The sequence below is a fragment of the Parashewanella tropica genome (assembly GCF_004358445.1).
Lineage (GTDB): Bacteria > Pseudomonadota > Gammaproteobacteria > Enterobacterales > Shewanellaceae > Parashewanella > Parashewanella tropica.
Map to the genome: position 1 here is coordinate 903,632 of NZ_CP037951.1, position 25,283 is coordinate 928,914.

Genomic DNA, 25,283 nt, shown 5'->3' on the forward strand with positions numbered 1-25,283 from the left:
AAGGCTTTCTGGAATTTGGCAGGGGTGGCAGGACTCGAACCCGCAACCGTCGGTTTTGGAGACCGCTGTTCTACCAGTTGGAACTACACCCCTGTGGACGAGGTGCATTATGCTCAAAGCCTTTATAAAGGTAAAGGACTTTTTTACTCTACCGTACTTAATTGCAGTTTTTTCAAACAAGTGGGGGCACTAAGTTATTTTTAGGATTAACATTTGGACAGTTCTATACAGAACATCGGTCAATTAGGTACACTGCTCGCAAAAGTTAATTTAGAGGTAACCCATGTTTATAATCCGCTGGATACTTGGTCGTTTGATCTTATTATTCAATTTCATTTTTGCACCAGCAAAACCAAATCATGATGCTGTAACCCAAGCAAAGTTAGATGAACTCACTAAAAATCTAAAGCTATACCAATATAATGCTTGTCCTTTTTGTGTGAAGGTACGTCGCGCGATTCGTCGCTTGGGATTAAACATTGAACTTGTAGATGCTAAACAAGAGCAACACCAACAAGAGCTAGTTACCCAAGGGGGTCGTTCAATGGTGCCATGTTTACGCATTGAGGAAGAAGGGAATGTGACGTGGATGTATGAATCGTCGGATATCATCACCTACTTAGAAGATTTAGCATCTAAATAATAGAGGACGCTACTGTGACAGCACTTAGACTTGTACCTTTTATCTTTGCTGTTGGTTTAACTGCATGCAGCAGTAGCAAACCAAGTATTTCTGATGCTGATTATGCAGGGCAGGTAAGGGATAGTTTTACTACCGAAACTCGAACAGGTGGTTTAAAGCTCTTTACCTATAAGGTGTGGAGAACAACACCTTTAGTTGGAAAAAGTGAACTTCCCCATCAAAAGCGTTTGGATGCCAAGATGAAGTCTCGTTCTGAGTTAATTCGTGAGCAACGTGCTAGAGAAAGACGAATTGCTCAATGGGAGGCGGCTGTTGAATACGGATTAAAGCATACTTTGGAGCAAAGTCGCTATTGTAAAGAAGGCTACATCGAGTTAGATCGAACTGTATTAGATAACGAAGTCATGATTCGTGGTGAATGCCGAGATGGTGAAGAATAGCTCCAACTCGTTATATTGCAGTTTGTTTAATCGAGATCAAACTTCGGAGAGATAATACTTGAGTGAAATAGTCGGGATTGATAGTCTCGCTTCATCTATTGAAAGAGGTAATCCCCATGACACAGAAAGAAAACACTGAAGCTCAAAATCAAGAAGCGACTGAACTAGAACAAAGCCCTGAGCTTGAGTCAGCACAAACTGAAGAGAAAGAAGCACCGTCATTCTGCTGTGGTTCTTGTTCTTAATAATACCATTCGTACCAATAAACTATGCCATAGATAAAGCCTTAGCTTCACAACCACATCGTTGCAATTCCTCACCATAGCTATGGCTATGATTCGTCATTGCGCCTTGTTTTTGCTTCGCTAACGCTCTTCTATAAACACAGTTTATTGATGTGAATGGTATAATCATCTGGATACAGATACGAAAAAAGGCGCTCTAAGCGCCTTTTTTGATCGAGAGTTTCGATTGAATGATTACTTATCTGAAATCATCTTTTTGAAGTAATCCATTGCCTTACTAAATACACTTCCTTCTTTTACTTCGTTTAATGTAACCAGAGGGAATTGAGCGATTTCTTTTCCGTTAACTTGGAAGTAAAGGCGACCAACGGTTTCACCTTTAGCGATAGGAGCTTCAATTGGCTTAGTTAATTCAAACTTTGCTTCAACGTTTTTAGCGTTAGCACGGCTTACCGTGATTGGGGTATCCATGTTGACACCTAAATCAACGTTTGGACGATCACCGTACCAAATCTTTTGAGTAACAAAGGTATCGCCAGCCTTATATGGAACCAGTGTTTCATAAAAACGGAAACCATAGTTAAGTAGTTTTTTGCTTTCAGCACGGCGAGCGGTACTGCTACGAGTGCCCATTACTACCGAAATTAAACGCATGTTACCTTTGGTTGCTGAGGCGACTAGGTTGAAGCCTGCGCCTGATGTGTGACCGGTTTTAATACCGTCCACATTCATGCTTTTATCCCACAATAAGCTATTGCGGTTATATTGTTTGATGCCGTTAAATTTGAATGATTTCTCTTTGTAGATAGCGTACTCGTTAGGCACATCTCGAATTAAAGCAGCACCTAGCAATGCCATATCATAAGCGGTGGTTTTGTGTAGGTTTGAATCTAAACCATGTGAATTCTCAAAATGGCTGTCTTGCATACCCAGCTGTTTTGCCCATGAATTCATTAAATCAACAAACGCATCTTCTGTTCCAGCGATATGCTCGGCCATAGCTACACAAGCATCGTTACCCGATTGGATGATAATGCCACGGTTTAGGTCTGCGACACTGACTTTTTTGCCGACTTCAATAAACATTTTTGATGAATCAGGGAAGTTCTTAGACCATGCTTTTTTGGAAATCGTTACTTCATCAGTATTTTTAATATTACCCACTTTCATTTCGTGACCAATCACATAACTGGTCATCATTTTGGTTAAGCTTGCAGGATTGAGAGACTCATAAGCGTTTTCTTCGGCAATGATTTTGCCTGTATTGTAATCCATCAATACATAGGCTTTGGCGGCAACTTTTGGAGCATCTGGAATGACAACGGGGGCTGCTAATGAAGAGAATGATACGAAAGAGAGCAGCAAGGCTTTACAAGAAAATTTAGAAAAATTCATCATCAATAAGACACGTAATTAGTTAAAAAAATGAAAAAGAAGATTAGGGCGTATTGAACTTTCGTGATTATTTTTGCAGCGAAAAATTGGTTATCTTATGCAAGGCAGAGTTTGTGCTGTGTGGTTATTCCACATAAACAAACGATAACGCAGCAGAAGTGACCAATTTACGCTGTCTTCGATGCTTTTGAGCACTTCCTGTTCTGTGTTGTGATCAGTTTGCTTAGGTGGCTAAGCTTCACTGCTCACGCCTTAAACAGAAAAGTGCTCAAATAGCACAAAATTTAATCCTGAAAGTTCAATACGCCCTATAGTATAACATTAATCCAGTCATATATGACCGTCAAAAAGTTATAAGGTTCAGCGAAATAACAAATAAATCGTTCTATTTTACTCTGAAAGAATAAAACTTTTAGGGTAGCCGTCAGCTTTCAGTTTTTCGAGTACCTTTTCTGCCAATATTGATTCACTCATTGGGCCAAGTTGTAATCGATAAAACCCTTTTACGGCTTGTAGCCTTGTCGATAATTGGTATTTTGTCTCTAGCCTCTTTGCTAAAGACGACAGTTTTATTTTATCTTTAGAAGCGACAAGTTGAATGAATAATTTGGCTTGAGTCGAAGAAGCTATTTGTGGATTGAGTGCCGATGGTGACTCGAAATGAATGGCCTCTATTTTCACATTAGCTACGCCTTGTTTGAGCATATCTAATTTGTATGCGGCTGCATAAGATAAATCGATGATCCTATCTTTATGAAAAGGCCCTCGATCATTCACACGCACTATCACAGATTTATTATTTGCTAGATTAGTGACTTTGACATAGCTAGGCAACGGCAAAGACTTATGTGCTGCAGACATGGAGTACATATCATAAATCTCACCATTTGAAGTGTGATAGCCGTGAAATTTCTTCCCGTAATAAGAAGCTTTTCCTGTTTCCATATAATCTTTAGCAGAAGGTAAAACCTGATATTGTTGGTTTAACACTTCATAAGTACGATTTCCTTGGCGTGAATGAGGTTCATACCTAGGATGGGCATCTTCGATTTGTGACAAATCAGGTGGATTAGTTGGCGCTTTATCATTACTTAACTTATAGCGACTACTGCTACAGCCTGTGATCAGCAAAGATAATATGACGGAAAATAACAGGCTATTTCTTATCATGAGCTTGCTTCAGTTGTTGGCTGAACTGGTACACTGCCATGGCGTACAATGGACTGCGGTTATAGCGTGTAATCACATAAAAGTTATTAAGACCAAGCCAATATTCTTTTGCTTTTGGTTGATCTAATGCGATAAGCATCGCGGGTTGAGATACATCAATATCCAAATTGTGTTTTAAAAAAACTTGTGATGACAAAATATCACTGGCTTTTAGTTTTAATCGTTCGCCACTCCAAACTTTCGCTTTTGGAGCAACATTGTTGTCGGTATTAAGCTCTAGAGCTACAGGTTGGCCTAATTGCCATTTATGCTTGTGTAGATAGTTCGCAACGCTTCCTATTGCATCAATTGGGCTACCAATAAGATCACGGCTGCCGTCTTTATCAAAATCCACAGCATAATGACGGTAGCTTGATGAAATGAATTGACCATATCCCATCGCGCCAGCGTATGAGCCTTTAAGCTTATTAATATCTAGATGCTCTTCCTTGACTAGCTGCATAAGGTTGCTAAGTTCACTGCGGAAAAATTTACCCCTAGGAGGATAATAAAACCCAAGCGTATATAGGGAATCTAAAACGGAATAACGCCCTAAGTAATTACCATAAAAGGTTTCAATACCAATAATGGCGACAATGACCTCGGGATCAACTTGAAATTGCTTAGAGGCTTTAGCAATTGTTTTTTCGTGTTCCTGCCAAAACTTCAATCCGGCATTTAGGCGTTTTTCAGTCAGAAAAAGTGGGTAATACTTGTACCAAGGTTTGGCTTCCCATGGTTTAGTAATGGCATCTATGACTTCTTGATTGTATTTGGCTTGTTTTAGAAGTTGAGCTACTTCGGCTTTATCCATACCTTTATTCACTTGCTGATGAATAAAGTCATTTTTTAGCTTTAATTCTGGTGCTGGTGGTACTGATGAGGCTGCACAGCCAGATATGCTTAACGCTAAAACAGTGCAAATAGAATGAATAAAGCGCATAAAATAATCCTTTATGGAAGCTTAAAATATCAACGGTTAATAAAGCGGCGGTGAGTACTTACACTCATTAAAATACCAAAGCCGATCATCAAGCTAATCATAGAAGTTCCACCATAGCTGATCAACGGCAATGGCACACCTACAACAGGTAAAATACCAGAAACCATTCCAATATTTACAAAGATATAAACAAAAAAGGTCAGTGTAATACTGCCAGCCAATAAGCGGGCAAAACTGGTTTGAGCACGTGATGCGATAACAAGCCCTCTTCCTATCACGTAGAGGTAAATGGTCAATAGGATAAGACTTCCAATTAAGCCAAACTCTTCGCCAATAACCGCAAAAATAAAGTCGGTGTGACGTTCAGGTAAGAACTCTAATTGAGATTGTGTGCCTTGAAGCCAACCTTTCCCCCATAAACCACCTGAGCCAATAGCGATTTGAGACTGAATAATATGATAGCCTGCACCAAGGGGATCTTTTTCAGGATCAAGTAACGTCAGTACTCGAGTACGTTGGTAATCGTGCATCAAATAAAACCAAAGTACAGGCAGAAAAGCGAGCACAGTACCTATGAGGCTAAACACGATTCTCCAGCTCATGCCTGATAAAAACAGCACGAAAATACCAGATGAAGCGACCAGAATCGAAGTACCAAGATCAGGCTGTTTGGCAATGAGTAATGTTGGAATTAGCAAGAGTATTGCGGCACCAGCTAGGTACCGTTTTTTAGGCGGTAACGGGAATTTACTGATGTACCAAGCCATAGTAATGGGAAAGGCCAACTTCAATAATTCTGATGGCTGAAACTCCATAAAACCAATATTTAACCAACGTTGAGCCCCTTTATTCACTTCACCAAAAAAGTGAACACCTAAAAGGAGTACGACACCCGTGAGGTAGATGGGTAACGCCCATCGCCTTAGTACTTCAGGATTGATCTGCGCCATAAATAACATGGCACCTAACGCTAAGCCCATACGTACGGCTTGTCTCTCAACCATGGCAAAATTGGTACCACTGGCGGAATATATTGCAAATGCACCATAGACCATTAACGCTAAAAGGCCGATCAACAGCGGTAAGTCAATGTGCATGCGACGCCAGATATTTTGGCGATAGTGTCGTGAATTCATTTGCTCTTACCTGATGCTTTTGGTCGTAATAGATATTCGTCTAACACTGCTTTAGCCACAGGCCCAGCGTTTGTTCCACCCCAGCCTGCATTTTCTATTACCACTGAAACCACGATGGTCGGGTTTTCATAAGGTGCGTAGGCGACGATAAGCGCGTTATCTCTGTGTCTTTCTTTTATGTTCTTTTCATCATATTTAGCATCTTGGGCGACACTGACGACTTGAGCCGTACCTGTCTTCATTGCCGCTTTATAAGGAGAATGTTTAAAGCGCATTTTATCTGCGGTTCTAAACATAGAATCATTAACGATTTCCCAATTATGCTTATCTTTAAGTGCAATGGGTGGAAGCTCATCTACAGGTGCAGGAACATTAGTCTGGCTATTTTGCATCGCCCGTAATAAGTGGGGTACATAACGACGACCGCGATTGGCGATAATGGCCGTAGCATTGGCCATTTGCAGCGGTGTTGCTGTCCAATAACCTTGGCCAATACCGATGGAAATGGTATCGCCGATATACCAAGGTTGTTCATACTTGAGCTGTTTCCAATCTCGGGTCGGCATGTTACCAGGAGACTCTTCAAAAATGTCGATACCTGAGTTTTCGCCAAAACCAAAAGGCATCATGAAATCAGAAATTCTGTCTATGCCTAATTTATACGCCATCTCATAAAAGAAGGTATCGCAAGAGTCAATGATGGCATGATGAACATCTACCCAGCCGTGTCCCCAACGTTTCCAGTCGCGATATTTGTGCTCAACATTAGGGATTTGCCAAAAGCCGGGATCCCATATTCGGGTTTTTTCATCAATCACATCATCTTCAAGCCCGACTAATGCCATTAAAGGCTTAATGGTGGAGGCGGGAGCATATTGTCCTTGGGTTGCACGGTTGATAAGAGGGCGAGACTTATCATTCAAAAGCGAACCATAAGCCTTGCTTGAAATCCCATGTACAAATTGGTTGGGATCATAACTAGGGCTGGAAGCGAGAGCTAAAATTCCGCCATCTCGAGGATCGATTGCCACAACAGAACCACGACGTCCTGCCAACATTTCCATGGCTTTTTGTTGAAGCTTTATATCAATGGTAAGGTAAATATCTTGCCCTGGTGTTGGCGGATTACTTTTTAGGGTGCGAATCGTTCGGCCGCGATTATTCACTTCTTCTTCTAAGTGGCCGGGGGTACCGTGGAGCAAGCTTTCATAATAACGCTCGATACCTTGTTTACCGATATCTTTGGTTGCAGCATAGTTTTTCCAGTCATCACTGGCTTCAAGTTTGGCTCTGTCTCTTTGATTGATTTTTCCCACATAGCCCAAGACATGGGTCATCATTGAGCCATAAGGATAAAAGCGCTTTAGACCTGCTTCGACATAAACACCGGGAAATTTGTACTGATTAACACTGAATACGGCGACTTGTTCTTCGCTTAAACGTGTTTTAAGAGTCAGTGGCTTAAAGCGGCGTTGATACTTCATCGATTCATTGAACGTATCAACTTCATCTTTCGATAACGGGATGACTTGCTGTAATCGCTCAAGCGTATCAGGGAGATTTTTGACTTTTTCTGGCAGCACTTGTAACGAATAAAACGGTCGGTTTTCCGCCAACAATACGCCATTTCGATCGTAGATTAAGCCGCGATTAGGGCCAACAGGAACGACCCGAATACGGTTGTCGTTGGAGCGTGTGGAGTAGTCTTTGAAGCTCTCGACTTGAAGGTGATAAAGGTTATACAGCAGAATGCTGATCATGGCGAGCACGCAAAAAAATGTGAATAAGGCTCGCCGCTTAAACAGTGAGGCCTCAGCGGCGTGATCATGGATGGTCATTCGCTTTTTAGGCGACACAGTGCTCTCCGGCAATTAAAAATAGAATGTATTATTCGCGATGATAAGGGTGGTTGTTATTGATGCTCCAAGCTCGATATAAACTTTCTGCCACCACAATTCTAACTAATGGATGTGGCATGGTTAGAGCAGACAAACACCAGCTTTGTTGTGCAGCCTGTTTGCAAGCAGGCGCTAACCCTTCTGGACCGCCAATTAATAAACTAACATCACGACCATCAAGTTGCCATTTATTGAGCGTGGTTGCAAGATCTGGTGTGGTAAAATTTTTACCGGGTAGATCTAGAGTAACGATATGATTCCCTTTAGGAATTGCAGCTAACATTTGCTCACCTTCTTTATGAAGAATGCGAGAAATGTCAGCATTTTTTCCACGCTTTCCAGCAGGAATTTCGACTAACTCTAGCGGCATGTCTCTTGGGAAGCGGCGTTGATATTCTTGAAAGCCTTGTGTTACCCAAGATGGCATTTTAGTGCCAACAGCAATGAGTTGTAATTTCATACGATTAAGCGTGGTTATCTGACCAGAGTTTTTCTAACTGGTAGAAGTCGCGAGTGTGATCTTGCATAACATGCAAAATAACATTGCCCATATCTACCAACACCCATTCACTTCCGTCACGGCCTTCAATGCCAAGTGGTGGAATGCCAGCATTTTTACTTTCTAACGCTACGTGTTCTGCAATAGATTTGACGTGAGTTTTTGATGTGCCAGAGCAAATCACCATGTATTCAGTAATGGTGGATTTTTCTTTAACGTCTAGTTCAACGATATCTCTCGCTTTAAGATCTTCAATTTTATCAACAATAAATGCTTTTAACTCTGTGCTCTGCACGCCATATACCTCAATGAAAACGGAGTAGCCGCGCAGTATAGCAAGAAACAAGGGGGAAATATATTCGGGTCTTTGAGTAGGCTGATGAGAATATGACATAAGATTTTTTTCTATCCAAACTCTTAGCTTCATACGTAAACAACAATGAATTCAAATTCGAATGTTGAGGTTCATATGCGTATTAAACATTTACTCGCCATAGTGGTGCTACCTATGTTTCTAAGTGCTTGTTTAGGTACTCCCAAAGGCATTAAACCTGTGGAAAATTTCGATATTGGAAGTTACAGCGGACAATGGTACGAAATTGCAAGGATGAAGAATGGTTTTGAAAAAAACTTGGATCATGTCACCGCTAATTATTCATTGAACGATGATGGGAGTATTAAAGTCATCAATCAAGGCATGAATCATCAAAATGGAGAAATGAGCAATATTGAAGGCTCTGCTACGTTTGCTAAAACAGACGATATTGGATATCTAAAAGTATCGTTTTTTAAACCTTTTAGTGCATCTTATGTGATCTTTAAACTCGATTCGAATTATGAGTATGCGTATGTGACCAGCTATAACAAGGACTATTTATGGTTGTTATCACGAACACCAACCGTATCAAAATCTGTACTCGATGATTTCTATACCACAGCCAAAGAAAAAGGGTTTAAAGTGGAGAATCTCATTCAGGTGGATCAACAATAAAATACCGAATTTAACAATAGGCGTAATCTTTTAGAAGTTACGCCTCAATTATATAAACACCAGCTGAATACAAGGTCAAATTTACTTTTCGTGAATGAGATTGCAACGATAAACTGATTACTTTTATTGCGTTATCATTTGCTTACATGGAAAGGGAGGATGACAGTTTTTTATATGTCAATAATATCCACACCGCACAAACTCTGCTTTGCATAAGAGATAACCAATTTATCGTTGTAAAAATAATAATGAAAGATCAGTTTGCCCTAACAATTTTTAAATGAAGATTGTTACCTATAAATACTATTAACTGAGGTTTTATATGACAATCCAAGTGCCACAAATTGAAAGCCAAGTTGTGTTTAGGGAAAAGGGTGCAGGGTTAACGGATATTTCTACGTCTACATGGGAAGCATGCGCGGTAGGGTTAGTTCAAGCCAAGAAGTTGCATTTTTCCTATAAGGTTCATACAGGGGAGACTCGGACTCTTCAATATGACCTGACCCAAAAACATGGATGCTGCAGTGTAAGTTATCTTTTTCATTATAAAGGCAGTTTGGAAGAGGTTAATGAAAGAGACTATAAAGTAGACGCAGAAAATATAGAAGTGGGCTTAAATCGTTCTTTAAAAGATGCCATTTCGTCAAGTCGAAAACTAAAAAATGATCTTGCTATGGTAAGTTTCGAAACTTCTGATAATTGGCTCGCGGATAATAGACCCTCCGATACTCAACCTTTGTTACAGCAGTGAAACTGTTTGAAGGCCATCGTGGCATTTTCCCGCGATGGCTTAACTTGATCAGCAACCTGTTGCTAAAGCCAGCTTCATCATATCGTTAAAGCCGTTTTGTCTCTCTTCGCTTGAGGTTTCTTCCCCAGTGATCACATGATCTGAAATGGTCAAAATACTCAATGCCTTGATTTTGTGCTCCATGGCTAAGGTATATAATGCCGCCGTTTCCATTTCTACGGCTAGGATATTCATTTTTAGTAAAGCTGGAACCAGATTTTTATCACAACCGTAAAATAAATCGTTGGTAAAAATATTGCCGAATTTAACATCAAGCCCTAGCTCATTGGCTTTTTCATGACAGCGAAGCGCTAAGTTAAAATCAGGCGTAGCAGGACAATCGTAGCCTGCAAACTTGGCTCGGTTGGTTGCCGATGCAGTGCCAGCACCCGTTGCGACAATAATGTCACGTACCTTTGCGTCTTCAGCAATTCCGCCAGCGCTACCGACTCGAATGATGGTTTTAACATTGTAATGAGTGATCAGCTCATGCACATAAATAGAAACGGAAGGCACGCCCATACCGTGTCCCATCACCGACACCTTCTTGCCTTCAAAATATCCTGTGTAACCAAACATGTTGCGAACATCGGTCACAAGTTTGGCATCAGTTAGATAGTTTTCGGCAATGTGTTTGGCGCGAAGCGGATCGCCAGGCATAAATACGATGTCTGCGAAATCATCTTGTTGTGCGTTAATGTGTGGGGTCATGATTATTCCTCCTCATCAAAGATGTGGGCATAATAGAAAGTCGTCATCAAAAACATGAGGACAATTGTCCTCAATAGAAAAAAGAAAAAGGCTGATGCTAAAAAATGAGAGTTTGATCGGCGAAAGCAAACTGATTGAAAAGCTATCTGAGCAAAGCTTTAAATCGGTATGCTTTCAAAAAGGTGATTATGTATTGCGTCGAGGACAGGAGCTTAAGTTCTTTTACTGGTATCAACAGCAGCAACAAGGTGAATGTGCGATACAGTACTTGGCGGAAAATGGGCGTAGTATCAAGTTACCACTTGGCAGCAACCAAAATCGCTTTTTCGGGGAAATCGAAGCTTTAACGTCTCAACCTTGTCAGTTTGATGTAATCACCAATTCTGTATTGCACCTCAAGATCATACCAGCAAAGCTGCTAGCCGAGCTGATCAAGCAAGACAGTCAAATAGCTATTTGGTATGCCAATACCATGGCTCATCGTTATCAAAATATGGTGGAAACCTGTTTTTTCTATATGCTTCATCCTCTTGCCATCAATATTGCACAAGATATTTTAAAGCGTCATCAAAACGGCAAGCCTGTAAAGCACTTCGAAAATCAATCCGATGAAGCTGCACGCTTTGGCTGCTCTGAACGAGTATATCGACGTGTGATCAAACAGCTACTTGAGTTAGAGATATTGAGAAAGCGAGAAGGTCACTTAGCTGTGTTGGATATCGCGAAGTTAACTCAATTTCTTCAAGGTTAAATTAGGGAGTCGATATGGTTACTCCTTGATGTTGGGATAGTGTCCTAATTCTAATTGACTGTTTTTATTAACTAAGATTAACCCGCCGCTTTCTTTGTCCATCTATATTTAAACTATGGAATGCTAAATATGCGAATGGACTTATGTTTGAAGTTTACTCTTATCGTGAATCAAGCAACGACTATTTAGTTCAGAAAATGGATGAAACGGCTTTTAAGCAAATCGCCCCACAAGAGTGTGCAATTTGCTTGGGTTCATTCGAGCATGAAGATAAGTCTTACCAAGTTCTCAAAACCAATCCTTGTATCAAACCTCATTATTTTCATTTGCATTGCATGAAACATTGGTCAAAAGCAGAAGACCACATCAGAGCTAAACAATTTAGCTGTCCAACTTGTCGTGCCGACTTAGGCTCATTGCGGTTGGGCATAAATACTAAGGTGGTAGAGTATCAAGTTCATTTAGCTGAAAAACAGGATGCTAATGATGACGTTAACCAAACAAATGCAACTGCAGACGAAAACCGAGTTAGAGAGAATAAGCACAACAGTACCAGCAGAAATGTTTCATTCGTTGAGCAAATGGCGGGCTATTTCAAAGAGTGGTTCAGGCAAGGGGTAATCGGTAATATTGGCGGTTCTGAATTTGACAGAAATGAATAGGTCATAAAACAATGAGGCTGATTATCGACCAGCCTCATTGGTATTTTCGATTAGTGACTATGACCGTGCTTCGCTTCAAAGTTAATTTTATTTTGAACGTCGACCAAAGCACCTGAATTAGAAATGGTAAAAACTAAAGTTTCTTTTGTGGTTTGGTTCGTCGCTGACACAATGTAACCCTGCTCCGTCTTTTCGGTTAATTTGAAGCTATTTTTGTCCACACTTCCCCATGATTTATCAAGCTTGCCGATTTTCAACCCGGTGTCTTTAAAGCTCATTTTTTTAGCAACCATATAAGCAACGGTTTTGGCTTTTTGGACTGATATTATTTTGCCGTGACCATGTCCATCACCATGAGCGAATACCGAGCCAGAGATAAATAGTGTTGCCGCTGCGAATAGTGAAATTAATGTTTTCATTTTTATTTCCTTTATTTTTTCAATTAGTTGTTAATGTTTACTGCTTTAAGCCTTGGATAGCGTATTTACCGCTAAACAGCAGTTGAATTTGGATGTCTTTGTCAGACTTATTTCTAAAATACCAACCGTGAGAACCAGCAAATGGCGCAGTGAAGCTGCCCTTCATTTCAGGTACGGTGGCAATGGTGTAGCTTTCAAAGTAACCCGTAGTATCGCCTTCTGGCTCGCCATGAAGATCGACATAAATAGCATTGCCATCGGTTAACCACTCATAAGTCACTTTGTCGAATTGATTCATTGCCAGTTTGTATTCCACGCCACGACCTGCTGGAACGGTTATGGTTACGGCGTCTTCATTATCACCAATGGCTTTTACAGGCTTTGGTGCTGCGGGTTCTTCAACGTTTAATACGTTTACCCCTAGTGCTTTACCAACACCTGTTGGATCGATGTTGTACTCAGCAGGCATAACCACGGTGACTAAAATAACGCCAGCAGCAACAAATGAGGCTAAGGTTGCTTTTATTAAAGAAGAAGTCGATAAGTGTGCGTTCATAAAAATATCTCTTATTAGAATTAGTTAACGAAATAGCCAGTCATTTGCATGCCGACGAGCAGGAAGCCACCAAACATTAAAGCTGTGTTGGTTAATGCTGCGAATTTTAAGTAGCTGCTGTGCTTACGCCAGAAGTTGATGATCAACAAAATAAACATCAGTGCTAAAATCTGCCCAATTTCAACACCTAGGTTGAACGCCAACATATTAGTGAACAGTCCATCTTCTGGAAGCTTGAATTCTTGGATTTTTGTGGCAAGACCAAAGCCGTGGAATAAACCGAAGATCAATACCGCAGCTTTGGTGTTTGGCTGTTTACCAAACATTTTTTCAAAGCCGCCCAAGTTATCGAAGCCTTTGTAGACCACTGATAAGCCAATGATGGCGTCAATCAAATACGGGTTCATTTGAATGTTGGCAAGTACGCCAGTCATCAAAGTTAAGCTGTGACCAATGGTGAACATACTGACGTACAGCAGTACGTCTTTGCCACGGTATAAGAAGAACAACACACCAACCAAAAACAGTAAGTGGTCATAACCGGTTACCATGTGCTTGGCACCGATATACATAAACGGGATAAATTGAACCCCAGTATTGTTCTCTAGAAATATGCGAGTACTGTCGTCAACACCATGAGCCAAGGTTTCAAATGAAACGATGGCTGCAAGGGCTAAGAGCAAGTATCGCAACTGAGATAATTTCAGCTTTAACAGCATTGAGTTTTCCTTTTTTGTTATAAGACTCCTGCCTTTTCAATAGGCAGGAGCAATTCGAAAGTTAGTTGGTTTTTACTTCAGAACGGCTATGCAGCATTCGATAAAGTGCTGGCAGTACAAACAGAGTCAGAATGGTGGATGAAATCACGCCGCCAATGACTACGGTTGCTAATGGGCGCTGCACTTCAGAGCCAATACCTGTATTTAGTGCCATTGGAATAAAACCAAGTGATGCCACAAGTGCAGTTGTGATCACAGGACGAAGTCGAGTGAGCGCACCAGTCATGATTGCTTGATCTAATGGCATCTTGTCGGCACGTAGCTGTTTGATGAAAGACACCATTACCAAGCCGTTAAGAATGGCTATCCCCGAAAGGGCAATAAATCCAACCGCTGCTGAAATCGAGAACGGAATGTCTCTAAGTAACAGGGCGAATACACCACCAGTTAGCGCTAAAGGCACACCGGTAAAGATGATGAATGAGTCTTTAAATGATCCTTGAGCCAGTAGAAGCAGACCGAAAATCAATATCATAGTTACAGGTACAACAATACTTAGACGCTTTGATGCTGATTGAAGCTTCTGGTATGTACCGCCGTACTCAACCCAATAGCCTGATGGTACTTCAACCTTGCTGTTAATTGCCGCTTGAACGTCTTTAACAAAGCTACCTAAATCACGTCCACGTACGTTTGCGGTAACCACAACTCGGCGTTTGCCGTTTTCACGGTTCACTTGGTTAACGCCCAGATTGATTTTAACGTCCGCTACCATGCTTAATGGAATGTAACCTTGTCCTTTCAATTGAATTGGCAGTTTTTTCAGTCCATCAATATCAGTACGCTGCTTTTCATCAAGACGAGTGATGATGTCGAATCGTTGGTCACCTTGGTAGAACTTACCGACTTTCTCACCACCGATAGCCGTGGCAACTTGCTGTTGAAGATCGGCTTTGGATAACCCGTAACGAGCAAGACGTTCATCTTTAGGTTCTATTGTGAGTACAGGTAAACCTGCGGTTTGCTCAACGGAGATATCAGCAATTCCATCAACGTTGGCAATGGCTTTGCCTATTTCAGCGCCGACTTGTTCTAAGGTTTCGAAATTGTCCCCAAAGACTTTAATCGCAAGCTCAGCACGCACACCAGCCAGTAGCTCATTAAAGCGCATTTGGATCGGCTGCAAGAACTCATAACGGCTACCCGGAACGGTATTTACCACTGCTTCAAGCTCTTTTACTACATCAGCTTTAGGCTTGCTGGGATCTGGCCATTGGTCACGAGGTTTAAGCATTACGAAGTTATCCGCCACGTTTGGTGGCATAGCATCAGTGGCAACATCTGGCGTACCGATTTTGGCAAATACACGTTCTACTTCAGGGATGTTTTTAATGCGCTTTTCAAGCTCTTCTTGCATGTGGATGGCTTGAGTCAGAGAGGTACCTGGAATACGCAAGGCGTGCATGGCAATGTCGCCTTCATCCAAGTTTGGTGCGAATTCACTACCTAACTTGCCTGATAAAATTACCGTTAGCACAACTAAAGCTGCTGCAACCGTAACCACTAATACACGAGCTTTAAGCACAAACCCTAAGATTGGTTTATAGACTTTACTTGATGCCTTAAGAATGAAGGTTTCTTTTTCTTCAACTGGCTTTTTGAATATAAGTGCAATCGCTGCTGGAACGAAAGTCACCGACAGTACCATGGCACTTAATAGTGCGATAACCACTGTGATCGCCATTGGGTGGAACATTTTACCTTCAACTCCTGATAGAGCGAAGATTGGCAGATATACAGCGGTGATGATGAACACACCAAACAGAGCAGGACGGATCACTTCACGGGTGGCGCTATAAACCAAGTTCAGTCGTTCTTGCAGTGGTAAGGCTTTCACTTTTGAAGCTTGACTCATTCGTCGAATACAGTTCTCTACAATGATGATGGCACCATCAACCAGTAGACCGAAATCCAAAGCGCCAAGGCTCATTAAGTTGGCACTGACTCGAGTTTGCACCATACCTGTAATGGTCATCAGCATGGCAAATGGAATAACTGCCGCCGTTAATAGTGCTGCACGGATATTACCTAAGAGTAGGAACAGAATGACCGTAACCAGTACTGCACCTTCTATCAGGTTGGTTTTTACCGTATCTAAGGTTTTGTTGACAAGCTTAGTTCGGTCGTACACTGGTGTGGCAACAATACCATCTGGCAAGCTGGCATTGATTTGTTGTAGGCGTTCACCTACGGCTTTTGCTACCTTCTGGCTGTTTTCGCCAATCAGCATGAATACTGTACTCAATACTACTTCGTGACCGTTTTGGGTAGCAGCACCAGAGCGCAGTTCTTTGCCTTCTTTGACTTCAGCAACATCTTTGATCTTAATGACATGACCTTGATGTGAAGCGACAGGAATGTCTGCCAGTTTTGCTAACTCACCCGCTTGCCCCGGGATACGAACCAAATATTGGGCGCCATTGTATTCAATAAAGCCTGCACCACGGTTTTGGTTATGCTCGCCAACGGCGGTGATGATGTCTTTCTGAGTGAGCCCATAAGCCAGTAATTTTTCTGGTTTTAGTGCAATCAAAATTTCACGTTTAAAACCACCAATTGGGTTAACTTCAACCACTCCTTCAACTTGCACCAATTGTGGACGAATGATCCAATCATGAACGGTACGAAGCTGGGTTGGCGTAATGGCACTGCCATCAGGATTTTTAGCCCCCTCTTTGGCATCAACCGTGAACATGAAGATCTCACCAAGCCCAGTTGAAATCGGTCCCATTTCAGGCTGTAACCCCTCAGGGAGTTCTGATTTCGCACTGCCAAGCTTTTCATTAACAAGTTGTCGAGCAAAGTAGATATCGGTGCCGTCTTTAAAAATGGCAACTACTTGCGACAAGCCATAACGAGACACTGAGCGAGTGTTAACCAGATTAGGAATACCGGCTAACGCGGTTTCCAAAGGATAAGTCACGCGCTGCTCGACTTCTAAAGGCGTATAGCCACGAGCTTCGGTGTTAATCACAACCTGAACATTGGTGATATCAGGTACGGCATCAATCGGCAGGCGATTGAAGTTCCAGATCCCCAGCGCTGCAACGGCGAGCACTATGATCAAGATGAGCTTACTGCGCTCAATGGAGAATTTTAATATCGAATCTAACATACTGTTTTCCTATTGCTTCAAACACGTTTCACTGAATTTCATCGAATTAGTGATCGTGTGAGGCACCGGATTTCTCGATGTCTGCTTTGATCAAATAGCTGTTGCCAACCACGTAATCAGCCCCTGATTTTATACCGCCCAATACCTCAACCCACGGACCAGATTCACGTCCAAGTTCAAGCATTCTGACTTCATATTCGTCGCCGATTTTGCGATATACCACAGTAAAATCACGGAAGGCTTGTAAGCCGACTTTTTTCACCGCCATTGGGACTTGGTAGCTTGATACTTCAACATCTGCTGAAATGAATTGCCCTGGGCTGAATAAGCCTTGTTTGTTGTCTACATCGATACGGAATACTTTGGCTTGCTCAGGCGTCATGGCATATAAGCTGTCTTTGATTTCACCTTGGAATTGAATGCCGGTATCTACGGCTTTAAAGTCAACCCTCATGCCCGGTTTGATCTTTTGAATTTCAGCACCAAACACATTGATTTTGGCGGTAAGTTTACTGGTATCCGTAATTGTCAGCAGTGACATTTCACCAGTCTGTTCGCCTGCACGAATGTTTTGAACCGTGATAACGCCTGAAATCGGCGCTTTGATGGTGTAAGGCTGTAGGCTGTCATTACTGATCACCGTCATTAAGGTTTGACCTTTTTCGACAACTTCGCCTAATCCTACTTTTAGCGATGATACTTCGCCAGCAAAGCGGGCAGAGACATCACGCATCGCATTCGGTGACACTTCCAAGCGACCGTAGGCGTTAACAAGGTCGTGCATCGTTTGTGGACCCACTTTTTCAGTGGTAATGCCCATGGCATCCGCAACGTCTTTCTTCAGTTCAACACGACCTTCAAAGTTGTCATAAGACCATGTATGAGTTTTTCCTTGATAAGTAGCGCTTAGGGTAACGATGAATGAATGTGGCTCATAAATTTCCATATCACCACGCAGGTAACCGCCTTCTGGGAAGAAGTTAATGTCATCAATGACATTGCCAAGGCGAGTCAGTTTAACGTTGATCTTGACGTCTTTTGCTGACACAGGTTTACCATCTTGAGTAATGAAAGTACGAAACTCTGGCGGCACACCGGTTTCGAAAATACTCAGCTCAACGGCAAAGTTACCATCACGAAGCATGCGCCCATTATTTGGACCTTTTTCAGCTTCCTGTTTTTCTTCCGCATGGTGATCAGATGCCACAGCAAAGTTAAATGCAGTTGTGCCAGCTAGGGTTAGTTGGCTGAGCAAAAGTGCGGTAAATATGGGTTTTAGTTTCATCTGTATTCACCTATTTAGTAGCGTAGTTAGCGGTTAAACGCTGAATTTCGATATTGTTTAATTGAATATTGGTGTAGGTCTCAATTAACTGTTTTTGGTTGTCGAGTAACTCTTGTTGGATCAAGTACCAGTCGCTGTAACTGTAACGTCCTTGTTTGAACGCTTGCTCAGCCAGCTTGTTAGCATCGTTAAGTGTTGGGATGATTTTGTCGCTTAAGGTCTCAATCACATGTTGATTATGGCTAAATTGCACACTCACTTTGTAAAGCTCTGCTTTAGATTGATTAAGCCAAGACTGAGCGTGGGTTTGCTCAATTTTTTGCTGTGAGGTTAGGGCAATGATTTGTCCACGATTACGATCGTTGCCACCTAAAGGAATCGAGATCCCTGCATTAAAGCCAAAGTCATCAACGGCTTCATTGCGGCTGATCCCAGTCTTTACTTCCCAAGCGGGTGCTGCTGTTGCTTTAGCAAGCTGAACTTTGGATGTAGTGATCGCTTGTCTAGCTGAGTACAGTTGATAAGCTGGGCTTTGTGTTAGCTTGGTTTCGAGTGTCTTTTGAGCAGCAATTTGAGGTTCAACAAGCAGTTCGCCATCAATTGTGAAGTTCGCAGAGCCACCCCAAAGTGAAGCAAGTGAGTTTTTAGCGACAACAATTTCGTGTTCTAAATCTTCGACTACTAAAGTTTTTTGAGCTAAATCAGCCTCAGCTCTTAGTTCAGTAATACGGTTTAGTTTGCCTCGTTTTACTAAGGTTTTGATCTGTTCTAGTGCTGTCTCAGCTTGAGATTCAGCTAGCTTGGAGAGCTTGAATTGCTCTTTCAAAGATAGCACTTCAATAAAATATTTCGCAGTTGTCGCCGCTAAATCGATGGCATCAGAATCCCTTTCAAGCTGGATAAGCTTGGTCTTGCTACTTGCAACTGCAACTTTAGAATCCAAAATCGATTGCTCAAGTAACCATGAGAGTGAGACCGTGGTTTTTGCCCCTTTGATACCTGAGTACGACCCTGTACCTAACGCATCTTCAATCCCAACTGATAGCTTTTTAGCTTGCCCCACACCAGCTTGTTGCACTAATCCCTCATTAGCTTCAGCCTTATGGGCGTAACTCTGTAGTTCAGGATTTTTTGAGAGGGTAAGATTAATGGCATCATTCATCGTTAAGCTTGTAGCCAAGCTATTAAAGCTGGCACAGCTTAAAGCAAGCGCAATTATGCGACTTAATCGCTTTGTTGATGTTTGATTTATGTGTCTATTCATAAATTCTGTTTCCCAAACTAAAACCGATAAAAGCTCGGTTTTGATTTTATGTTTAAACCGATATCGAGTCGGTTTTATTGTTGTTGCTTATACCGATTTGAAGTCGGTTTTAATATTAAAAGTTAATACTTATAAATTCTGTTTAGTGGTTGAACAATACTTCGACTAAGTGATGAATGCTATCCAAAGATAACAAACAGCAAGCAGTAGTGATAGCTAATAAAGTGAATGAAAACGTCTTACTTATGCGTTTATTTTCTAGCTGACCCAGTAGGAATAATACTCGTTGTTCTAGCGCATTAGCACCAAAATTAGTGATGCACTCTTGTTCTAATTTTGGATCTGTATTTTGATTAAGGCGTGCTACTTTGATCAGTGTTGAAGCGACATCGGTTTTTGAAGCATGGTGAAATGGAATGGCATCATCTGCCATTTGCTCCATGGTTAATGACATGTGCAGCTTCATTTTGATCGCAATGGGCTGAAGGTAAAAACTCGCCAATAAGCTGAATAGCCATTTTTTAAATGGATCATAGTTTTGCGCATGGGCTAACTCATGCTGAAAAATCACTTGTTGTTCGGTTTGTGATGTTTTATCCAGCATACCATTAGAGACATAACACTTTGGTGAAACCATACCACTGGTAAATGCGGTCATGCTGTCTGAATCTAACAAGTAGATATCTTGCTCATTCTTTGAAGAAAAGCGCTCTAAAGATGCAACTTGTTGCTGGTGGCGAAATAGCTTCAGCAATTTTGTTGAAATGATAAATACAGTCGCCGTTACCCAACCTAAAAGCAGTACGCCATGCCAACTCGTAAAGGTAAATGTCGAAATGTGATGCCAATGAGTGACAAAAGTGCCGATGTTTTCCATGTCACGCAACATGGCAAAGGTGAAATCACAAAAAACACAAATGGCGGTGACCCAAGGCGCTATCGCCATGAGCCATAGAATAAAGCGACGACTGATAGGACTAATGTTAAATAGTTTGTGTTGGGTGAACGAAAATAAAGTAGATACAGCAAAGTTCGCCAATATAAAACTGATGATGGCGATGGTCGTTAGGTTTAACCAGACTGCAGTATCGTTTTCGAACATGGATTATTTACCTTGTTGTAACTTTTGCTTTTGCTCTTCAATCAAACTTTCAAGTTTTAAAAGTTGATCTTCATTAAGCTCACTTGAGATTGATGAGAAGGCTGCAATCAACCCATTTTCTTCATCAGAAATAAAGTCACTGGTGACGGATTTGATCAATTGAGCTATCAACTGGTTTTTCTCTACTTTAGGCTCATATTGCCATGCATAGCTCACTTTATGGCGAGTGAGTAACCCTTTTTTATATAGACGGTCTAATGTACTTTGAATGGTATTCAATGTACCGCCACGCTTGCTTTCAAAGTAAGCGAATACTTGCTTTGCATCTGCTGTTTTATATTGCCAAAGATAATGCAACACCTGCTTTTCGAGTTCACCAAGCTGCACTTTGTAGCCCTCAAATTATTAAAACCGATTAAAGGTAGGTTTTATAGCATTAACTTGGGGTTCACGGCAACATAAATTGAGTGTGATATTTAAATTTAATCTTGAGTACTATAAAGAGAGAAGGCTATTCCATAGTGAAGTAGCCTGAAAATGGGTTGTACTTATGCTGAGTTCAGGTTAGTTAGTGTTTACTTGATTTTGAGCGTCAACTTTTGGCTGAACATCGGCGCCATAATCAAAGGTCACAGCTAATACGAGCACAATAGCAGCAGCTGCCATTAATTTGCCAATCAGTGGTAAACAGAACCTAAACCAAAGGTGGTATGGGACTCCTGCTACACCAATAATGCCCATTAATACAGCATTGGTAGGGATAATCATATTTGAGAAGCCATCACCAAATTGATAAGCCAAAACAGCAATTTGGCGGTTAACGCCAATAATATCTCCAATAGGAGTCATCAAAGGCATGGTGACATAGGCTTGACCACTACCCGAAGGAATAAACAGGTTCAGTAAGGTTTGTATGATAAACATACCGATAGCTGCGAATTCAGCACTTAGATAAGATAGAGGCGTCGACATAGCGTGGACGAGAGTGTGTAAAATTTGCCCGTCATCCATAATAAGGGCAATGCCTCTTGCAAGCCCAACCAATAGTGCAGTGCTGGCTAAATCTCTTACACCTTCAATAAATTCGTTTGCGGCTCGGTCGGCACTGAGTTGCCCTACAATAGCGGTAAAAATCCCCCAGCAAATAAACACTGCGCCTAGCTCATACAAATACCAACCGTTTTGAGAAATCCCCCAAACTGCGGTGCAAATCGTGGTGACGAGCCCCAATAAAATCAATTTATGGCGAGTATTAAGGGTTGGATAGCCTGTTTTTGTATGATCGGCGAGTGGGCATGGTAGATGGTTTGTAAGTGATTGTGACGGATCGGCATAAACTTTTTTGGCGTAGCTCCAAACATGATGAAAGCCAATCAATACAAATGGGATGAAAATCGCCAAGCGTAGTTCAATACCGGAATAAACCGGAATATCTGCCACGTTTTGTGCCACCATCACGGTAAATGGATTGAATGCCGAAACGCCATAGCCTATGCCATAACCCGCGATCATCATTCCTACAGCCGTCATGGCATCTAATCGCATGGCTTTACATAAACCGACAAGAATTAATACAAAGGGAATGTATTCTCCAGCCGTTCCGATGGCGCCTGATGCCATCGCAAAGCAGAATACCACCATAAAAATAAGTAGGTTTGGTTTATGACCAAACTTTTCTAATAATCGACCAATCAAAGCATCAATGGTACCGGTAGCCCGAGCAATGGCCAGTACACCACCAATGATCAAAACGAAGAAGATCACATCTTGTGCCGCCGCGAAGGCTCTTGGAATTGCAACAAGAAAATCCATCGGAGTTAAGTGAGTAGAGGACTCGGTTAGCGCATAAGTGCCTGGGATCACCGCCTGTCGACCATTGTCTAAAGTGGTGGTTTCGAAAAAGCCTTGAGGGACTATCCAAGTAGCGATGTAGGCAAGCAACATCATAGATAGCAGTAACACTAAGGTGTGAGGTACTTTAAATCCTTCTTTCATTGGAATTATTTTTATTGGCAAAAAATTCGTACCAATGTACAGAAAGAAATTTAGTAGGGCAATCAAGGGCTGTTAAAATAACAGCCTTAGAGATATGATTACTGCATTAGTTGTCTTAATCTTTCTTCAAAGTTCTCACGGATTTTTCCCCAGAATTTACCCAGTACTAGCGCCTGCTCGGCATCGTTTCCGTTGTATTTGTAGGCAACTAATGTAATTAGGCTGGCATTACGGTTTGCTGACTTACAATGAACCAAAAAAGGCTGCCCTTTAACTATTTGAAGGAGCGATTCAAATTTTTCTGCATTGCCAAAAGTAATATCTTCGACTCCGCTGATTGGCAACCGATGAAAGCTTAAGCCTAATTCAGCTGCTTTAGCTACTTCATTTTTATCGATTTCACCATCAGGAAGTAAGCAAATAATACTACAAACTCCAACTTGCTTAATTGTTGCTAGTTGCTCTGCAGTGATGAAACCTGAAGAAAATTCAATATCAGAAATTTGCTTCAGATTTTGGATTCCGAGCTGATGAAGACGTTCAACGTCTACTTTGTAAGGTGTCACAGTTGATTTATGTTCGGGAAGAAATGGCAAAATTGAGTGTTCATAGGTTTGAATTACTCTAAATCTCTGAAACTCATTTTGAGGAGCTAATGGCTTTTCAAAAGACACAGGGTCTTTTATTGGCGTTATGGTTTCTTTTTCAATCATGTCAATTCTAGCCTTGACTATGCATTTTCTGTATCTTCATCGTCAGACTCTTTCTCTATGGCAGGATCCTCAACTGAGTTCAATTGATCGTTTTGTTGCTCAGTTGATTCGGTTGTCGTTTTCATTTTTGTATCTGCTGCTTCAGTTAACGGCTCTACAGGAAATACGGAAGCCAAGGGGCTGACAGGGGGGGGGACTGGAGTTGATGGTGTAGTAGATATTGTTCTTTCAACGAGTGAAGGTAAGCGATTAATATAGGACTCAACTTTTGCTTCATCTGCTGTGGACTGTTGTTCAGGGATATCAGGCTTAGTATTTAACAACCAATCTGTCACTCCTGCGTCTAGTACAGGTCTTAGGTGAACTTGATAGCCTGTATCCTCATACCCTTTAAAAATATCACAAATATTAGCCAAAATAAGGTAGGGTTCTAGTTGGCGACAATAGTCATCATTATGAGTTTCGCTTATTTCACTTCTGGCCTGCTGGGTATTTTTTAATTTCTGCTCTCTAAGACTTTCTAGATGCCCTAATGCTATTTTTTTGCTTGCTATTTGTTGTTCTAGCTTCTGTATTTGGTCAGTGAGTGGTGTTAGCTCTCTTTGTAGTTGCCGCTCTCTTTGACCAGCATCCGTGATCTGTAACCTATGTGCTAATCTGGTGTTTGCATCAGGGATTGGTTTCACCTGCTGAGTCAGATTGAAGGAAGGCTGTTTTTCTTGCTTATTTTCTTCCTCGGCTTCTTTTTTGGCTGTTTGTAACCTTTTCAATTCAGTTGAAAGTTGGCTTTTAGCTCGCTTCTGCACTTCAAGTTGGCTCTGCAATTGAGCTAATTCATGCTTAGTATTATCCAGCTTGATGCTGACTTCGGAAAGTGCATTGTAAGCGATGATAAAATCTCTGAAGTGACGATTTTTATTGCACAGTCCTAGATAATGCTTAAGGCTGGTTTCACGATCTTGCTGATTCCAAACATCGACCTCGGGGAGTTTTTGACGAAACAGTAATCCCGTCAATTCTCGCTCAAGGTCTTTGACCTCATTGGTAAATCGTGCTTTTGAGTGTAAATGAGGTTCTAGTTCCCTCAATGCAGAATTATATGCCTCTCTAGCTCTTTGCTCTGGAGTTCGCATAAAGAAGTCATAACCACCTTCTACCGCTACAGTTAACAAGCCAGCTGCAGCCCCTAAAATAACAAACCATTTAACTTCATCCTTTGATGGTTCTTCTTTAATGGCAAATGCTTTTCTCACGGAATAAGGTGCTGACGCGATAAAGACACCGACTGCTGCTCCATGCCCTAATGTTGTTAAGTCAACAGAATCTGTTACGCCATGAGTATGTTTTTTTCTAGCAGCAGAAGTGAGGCTTTCTAGGTTATTTTCTGCCACTTTTTTATTAAAGGCCACTAGGATTTGGCGGTGCAGGTTATGCTTTTCTTCTTGAGCGTAGCTTTGACCATTAAGCCAGAGCGTTCTTTCTTCATATCGACTTTCTAGGTTGGTGTCTGTATGTGCGTGGGTCGTGCTGTGGCTTTGAATTGCTGCGGCTTGAGCAGACATACATACCTCGTCAATCAAAATTGAATAAATGGGCTTTTACACGTTACCAAAAAAATGCGGGGAAAAAATAAAGATAAATAATTGTTAATGAAGAAGTATTGGTATCAGACTCGGTTTCTATTACTAATGCCTGACATTAGGTTGTTTGCTCTTGGTGTAGCAAAAAGAAATGCAAGTATA

Annotated in this window: 26 protein-coding genes and 1 tRNA gene; 7 read left to right on the forward strand and 20 right to left on the reverse strand. The window is 41.5% G+C overall.

The annotated features are described in order from the left end of the window. Nucleotides 1–16: 16 nt before the first annotated feature. Nucleotides 17–93: transfer RNA gene (locus E2H97_RS03725), tRNA-Trp, on the reverse strand. A 190-nt stretch (nt 94–283) separates the two neighbouring features. On the opposite strand from E2H97_RS03725, the gene E2H97_RS03730 reads away from it, so the two are divergent. The 3 genes from E2H97_RS03730 (at nt 284) to E2H97_RS19050 (ending at nt 1,328) form a co-directional block, all read left to right on the forward strand. Further along, complete coding sequence (locus E2H97_RS03730; RefSeq protein ID WP_133405886.1) at nt 284–643, forward strand: glutaredoxin family protein; 360 nt, start codon at nt 284–286, stop codon at nt 641–643. A 14-nt stretch (nt 644–657) separates the two neighbouring features. Then, complete coding sequence (locus E2H97_RS03735) at nt 658–1,083, forward strand: hypothetical protein (RefSeq protein WP_133405887.1); 426 nt, start codon at nt 658–660, stop codon at nt 1,081–1,083. A 116-nt stretch (nt 1,084–1,199) separates the two neighbouring features. Next, the gene (locus E2H97_RS19050; protein WP_281279945.1) at nt 1,200–1,328 is read left to right on the forward strand and encodes a hypothetical protein; all 129 of its coding nucleotides are present in this window, start codon (nt 1,200–1,202) and stop codon (nt 1,326–1,328) included. 234 nt (nt 1,329–1,562) lie between these two features. Here E2H97_RS19050 and E2H97_RS03740 read toward each other — a convergent pair whose 3' ends face one another. From E2H97_RS03740 to rsfS, 7 genes are all read right to left on the reverse strand, one after another. Next, nucleotides 1,563–2,726, reverse strand: a complete 1,164-nt coding sequence (locus E2H97_RS03740; protein ID WP_133405888.1) for a serine hydrolase — start codon at nt 2,724–2,726, stop codon at nt 1,563–1,565. Nucleotides 2,727–3,113: 387 nt separating this feature from the next. Beyond that, a complete protein-coding gene (locus E2H97_RS03745) occupies nt 3,114–3,893 on the reverse strand; it encodes a septal ring lytic transglycosylase RlpA family protein (protein WP_133405889.1) in 780 nt (259 codons plus the stop codon). After that, nucleotides 3,880–4,875: a lytic murein transglycosylase B gene (gene mltB / locus E2H97_RS03750; RefSeq protein WP_133405890.1), complete on the reverse strand. Its 996-nt coding sequence runs from the start codon at nt 4,873–4,875 to the stop codon at nt 3,880–3,882. The genes E2H97_RS03745 and mltB overlap by 14 nt, the downstream gene beginning before the upstream one ends. A gap of 29 nt (nt 4,876–4,904) precedes the next feature. After that, nucleotides 4,905–6,011 (reverse strand): rod shape-determining protein RodA, encoded by a 1,107-nt coding sequence (rodA, locus tag E2H97_RS03755; protein WP_133405891.1) that lies wholly within the window; start codon nt 6,009–6,011, stop codon nt 4,905–4,907. Then, a complete protein-coding gene (mrdA, locus tag E2H97_RS03760; protein WP_133405892.1) occupies nt 6,008–7,867 on the reverse strand; it encodes a penicillin-binding protein 2 in 1,860 nt (619 codons plus the stop codon). The genes rodA and mrdA overlap by 4 nt, the downstream gene beginning before the upstream one ends. Nucleotides 7,868–7,898: 31 nt before the next feature. Then, nucleotides 7,899–8,369, reverse strand: a complete 471-nt coding sequence (gene rlmH / locus E2H97_RS03765) for a 23S rRNA (pseudouridine(1915)-N(3))-methyltransferase RlmH (RefSeq protein WP_133405893.1) — start codon at nt 8,367–8,369, stop codon at nt 7,899–7,901. 4 nt (nt 8,370–8,373) lie between these two features. After that, nucleotides 8,374–8,703 (reverse strand): ribosome silencing factor, encoded by a 330-nt coding sequence (gene rsfS, locus E2H97_RS03770; RefSeq protein WP_133408563.1) that lies wholly within the window; start codon nt 8,701–8,703, stop codon nt 8,374–8,376. A 144-nt stretch (nt 8,704–8,847) separates the two neighbouring features. On the opposite strand from rsfS, the gene E2H97_RS03775 reads away from it, so the two are divergent. Together E2H97_RS03775 and E2H97_RS03780 are read left to right on the forward strand one after the other, a co-directional pair. Continuing rightward, nucleotides 8,848–9,399: a lipocalin family protein gene (locus tag E2H97_RS03775; RefSeq protein ID WP_246029053.1), complete on the forward strand. Its 552-nt coding sequence runs from the start codon at nt 8,848–8,850 to the stop codon at nt 9,397–9,399. Between the two features lie 322 nt (nt 9,400–9,721). Continuing rightward, nucleotides 9,722–10,150, forward strand: a complete 429-nt coding sequence (locus tag E2H97_RS03780; RefSeq protein ID WP_133405894.1) for a hypothetical protein — start codon at nt 9,722–9,724, stop codon at nt 10,148–10,150. 48 nt (nt 10,151–10,198) lie between these two features. Here E2H97_RS03780 and deoD read toward each other — a convergent pair whose 3' ends face one another. Continuing rightward, the gene (deoD, locus tag E2H97_RS03785; protein ID WP_133405895.1) at nt 10,199–10,900 is read right to left on the reverse strand and encodes a purine-nucleoside phosphorylase; all 702 of its coding nucleotides are present in this window, start codon (nt 10,898–10,900) and stop codon (nt 10,199–10,201) included. A gap of 94 nt (nt 10,901–10,994) precedes the next feature. Here deoD and E2H97_RS03790 point away from each other — a divergent pair, with 94 nt between their 5' ends. Together E2H97_RS03790 and E2H97_RS03795 are read left to right on the forward strand one after the other, a co-directional pair. Further along, nucleotides 10,995–11,651, forward strand: coding sequence for a Crp/Fnr family transcriptional regulator (locus tag E2H97_RS03790; RefSeq protein WP_133405896.1), 657 nt, complete (start codon nt 10,995–10,997; stop codon nt 11,649–11,651). A 143-nt stretch (nt 11,652–11,794) separates the two neighbouring features. Further along, nucleotides 11,795–12,313, forward strand: coding sequence for an RING finger domain-containing protein (locus E2H97_RS03795; protein ID WP_133405897.1), 519 nt, complete (start codon nt 11,795–11,797; stop codon nt 12,311–12,313). 50 nt (nt 12,314–12,363) lie between these two features. On the opposite strand, the gene E2H97_RS03800 is transcribed toward E2H97_RS03795, so the two are convergent. The 11 genes from E2H97_RS03800 to E2H97_RS03850 form a co-directional block, all read right to left on the reverse strand. Further along, a complete protein-coding gene (locus E2H97_RS03800) occupies nt 12,364–12,732 on the reverse strand; it encodes a DUF6488 family protein (protein WP_133405898.1) in 369 nt (122 codons plus the stop codon). Nucleotides 12,733–12,769: 37 nt separating this feature from the next. Then, the gene (locus E2H97_RS03805) at nt 12,770–13,288 is read right to left on the reverse strand and encodes a hypothetical protein (RefSeq protein WP_133405899.1); all 519 of its coding nucleotides are present in this window, start codon (nt 13,286–13,288) and stop codon (nt 12,770–12,772) included. Nucleotides 13,289–13,308: 20 nt separating this feature from the next. Beyond that, the gene (locus E2H97_RS03810; protein ID WP_133405900.1) at nt 13,309–14,007 is read right to left on the reverse strand and encodes a HupE/UreJ family protein; all 699 of its coding nucleotides are present in this window, start codon (nt 14,005–14,007) and stop codon (nt 13,309–13,311) included. Nucleotides 14,008–14,068: 61 nt separating this feature from the next. Then, the gene (locus E2H97_RS03815; protein ID WP_133405901.1) at nt 14,069–17,182 is read right to left on the reverse strand and encodes an efflux RND transporter permease subunit; all 3,114 of its coding nucleotides are present in this window, start codon (nt 17,180–17,182) and stop codon (nt 14,069–14,071) included. 46 nt (nt 17,183–17,228) lie between these two features. Then, nucleotides 17,229–18,467: an efflux RND transporter periplasmic adaptor subunit gene (locus E2H97_RS03820; protein ID WP_133405902.1), complete on the reverse strand. Its 1,239-nt coding sequence runs from the start codon at nt 18,465–18,467 to the stop codon at nt 17,229–17,231. Nucleotides 18,468–18,477: 10 nt separating this feature from the next. Beyond that, nucleotides 18,478–19,731: a TolC family protein gene (locus E2H97_RS03825; protein WP_133405903.1), complete on the reverse strand. Its 1,254-nt coding sequence runs from the start codon at nt 19,729–19,731 to the stop codon at nt 18,478–18,480. A gap of 142 nt (nt 19,732–19,873) precedes the next feature. Beyond that, entirely contained in the window at nt 19,874–20,833 is a 960-nt protein-coding gene (locus E2H97_RS03830; protein ID WP_133405904.1) for a M56 family metallopeptidase, read from the reverse strand. A 3-nt stretch (nt 20,834–20,836) separates the two neighbouring features. After that, entirely contained in the window at nt 20,837–21,220 is a 384-nt protein-coding gene (locus E2H97_RS03835) for a BlaI/MecI/CopY family transcriptional regulator (protein ID WP_133405905.1), read from the reverse strand. A 177-nt stretch (nt 21,221–21,397) separates the two neighbouring features. Beyond that, nucleotides 21,398–22,828 carry a YfcC family protein gene (locus E2H97_RS03840; protein ID WP_133405906.1) on the reverse strand — a complete coding sequence of 477 codons (1,431 nt, stop codon included), beginning with the start codon at nt 22,826–22,828 and terminating at the stop codon, nt 21,398–21,400. A gap of 98 nt (nt 22,829–22,926) precedes the next feature. Continuing rightward, nucleotides 22,927–23,541 carry a protein-tyrosine phosphatase family protein gene (locus E2H97_RS03845; protein WP_133405907.1) on the reverse strand — a complete coding sequence of 205 codons (615 nt, stop codon included), beginning with the start codon at nt 23,539–23,541 and terminating at the stop codon, nt 22,927–22,929. Between the two features lie 17 nt (nt 23,542–23,558). Beyond that, the gene (locus tag E2H97_RS03850; protein ID WP_133405908.1) at nt 23,559–25,103 is read right to left on the reverse strand and encodes a hypothetical protein; all 1,545 of its coding nucleotides are present in this window, start codon (nt 25,101–25,103) and stop codon (nt 23,559–23,561) included. Between the last annotated feature and the right edge of the window lie 180 nt (nt 25,104–25,283).

Excerpts from the sequence above, each read along its gene's own strand:
- E2H97_RS03730 (WP_133405886.1), top strand. The coding sequence starts at position 284 with ATGTTTATAATCCGCTGGATACTTGGTCGTTTGATCTTATTATTCAAT.
- E2H97_RS19050 (WP_281279945.1), top strand. The coding sequence starts at position 1,200 with ATGACACAGAAAGAAAACACTGAAGCTCAAAATCAAGAAGCGACTGAA.
- E2H97_RS03740 (WP_133405888.1), bottom strand. The coding sequence starts at position 2,726 with ATGATGAATTTTTCTAAATTTTCTTGTAAAGCCTTGCTGCTCTCTTTC.
- E2H97_RS03745 (WP_133405889.1), bottom strand. The coding sequence starts at position 3,893 with ATGATAAGAAATAGCCTGTTATTTTCCGTCATATTATCTTTGCTGATC.
- mltB (WP_133405890.1), bottom strand. The coding sequence starts at position 4,875 with ATGCGCTTTATTCATTCTATTTGCACTGTTTTAGCGTTAAGCATATCT.
- rodA (WP_133405891.1), bottom strand. The coding sequence starts at position 6,011 with ATGAATTCACGACACTATCGCCAAAATATCTGGCGTCGCATGCACATT.
- rlmH (WP_133405893.1), bottom strand. The coding sequence starts at position 8,369 with ATGAAATTACAACTCATTGCTGTTGGCACTAAAATGCCATCTTGGGTA.
- E2H97_RS03775 (WP_246029053.1), top strand. The coding sequence starts at position 8,848 with ATGAATTCAAATTCGAATGTTGAGGTTCATATGCGTATTAAACATTTA.
- E2H97_RS03780 (WP_133405894.1), top strand. The coding sequence starts at position 9,722 with ATGACAATCCAAGTGCCACAAATTGAAAGCCAAGTTGTGTTTAGGGAA.
- deoD (WP_133405895.1), bottom strand. The coding sequence starts at position 10,900 with ATGACCCCACACATTAACGCACAACAAGATGATTTCGCAGACATCGTA.
- E2H97_RS03790 (WP_133405896.1), top strand. The coding sequence starts at position 10,995 with ATGCTAAAAAATGAGAGTTTGATCGGCGAAAGCAAACTGATTGAAAAG.
- E2H97_RS03795 (WP_133405897.1), top strand. The coding sequence starts at position 11,795 with ATGTTTGAAGTTTACTCTTATCGTGAATCAAGCAACGACTATTTAGTT.
- E2H97_RS03800 (WP_133405898.1), bottom strand. The coding sequence starts at position 12,732 with ATGAAAACATTAATTTCACTATTCGCAGCGGCAACACTATTTATCTCT.
- E2H97_RS03805 (WP_133405899.1), bottom strand. The coding sequence starts at position 13,288 with ATGAACGCACACTTATCGACTTCTTCTTTAATAAAAGCAACCTTAGCC.
- E2H97_RS03810 (WP_133405900.1), bottom strand. The coding sequence starts at position 14,007 with ATGCTGTTAAAGCTGAAATTATCTCAGTTGCGATACTTGCTCTTAGCC.
- E2H97_RS03815 (WP_133405901.1), bottom strand. The coding sequence starts at position 17,182 with ATGTTAGATTCGATATTAAAATTCTCCATTGAGCGCAGTAAGCTCATC.
- E2H97_RS03820 (WP_133405902.1), bottom strand. The coding sequence starts at position 18,467 with ATGAAACTAAAACCCATATTTACCGCACTTTTGCTCAGCCAACTAACC.
- E2H97_RS03825 (WP_133405903.1), bottom strand. The coding sequence starts at position 19,731 with ATGAATAGACACATAAATCAAACATCAACAAAGCGATTAAGTCGCATA.
- E2H97_RS03830 (WP_133405904.1), bottom strand. The coding sequence starts at position 20,833 with ATGTTCGAAAACGATACTGCAGTCTGGTTAAACCTAACGACCATCGCC.
- E2H97_RS03840 (WP_133405906.1), bottom strand. The coding sequence starts at position 22,828 with ATGAAAGAAGGATTTAAAGTACCTCACACCTTAGTGTTACTGCTATCT.
- E2H97_RS03845 (WP_133405907.1), bottom strand. The coding sequence starts at position 23,541 with ATGATTGAAAAAGAAACCATAACGCCAATAAAAGACCCTGTGTCTTTT.
- E2H97_RS03850 (WP_133405908.1), bottom strand. The coding sequence starts at position 25,103 with ATGTCTGCTCAAGCCGCAGCAATTCAAAGCCACAGCACGACCCACGCA.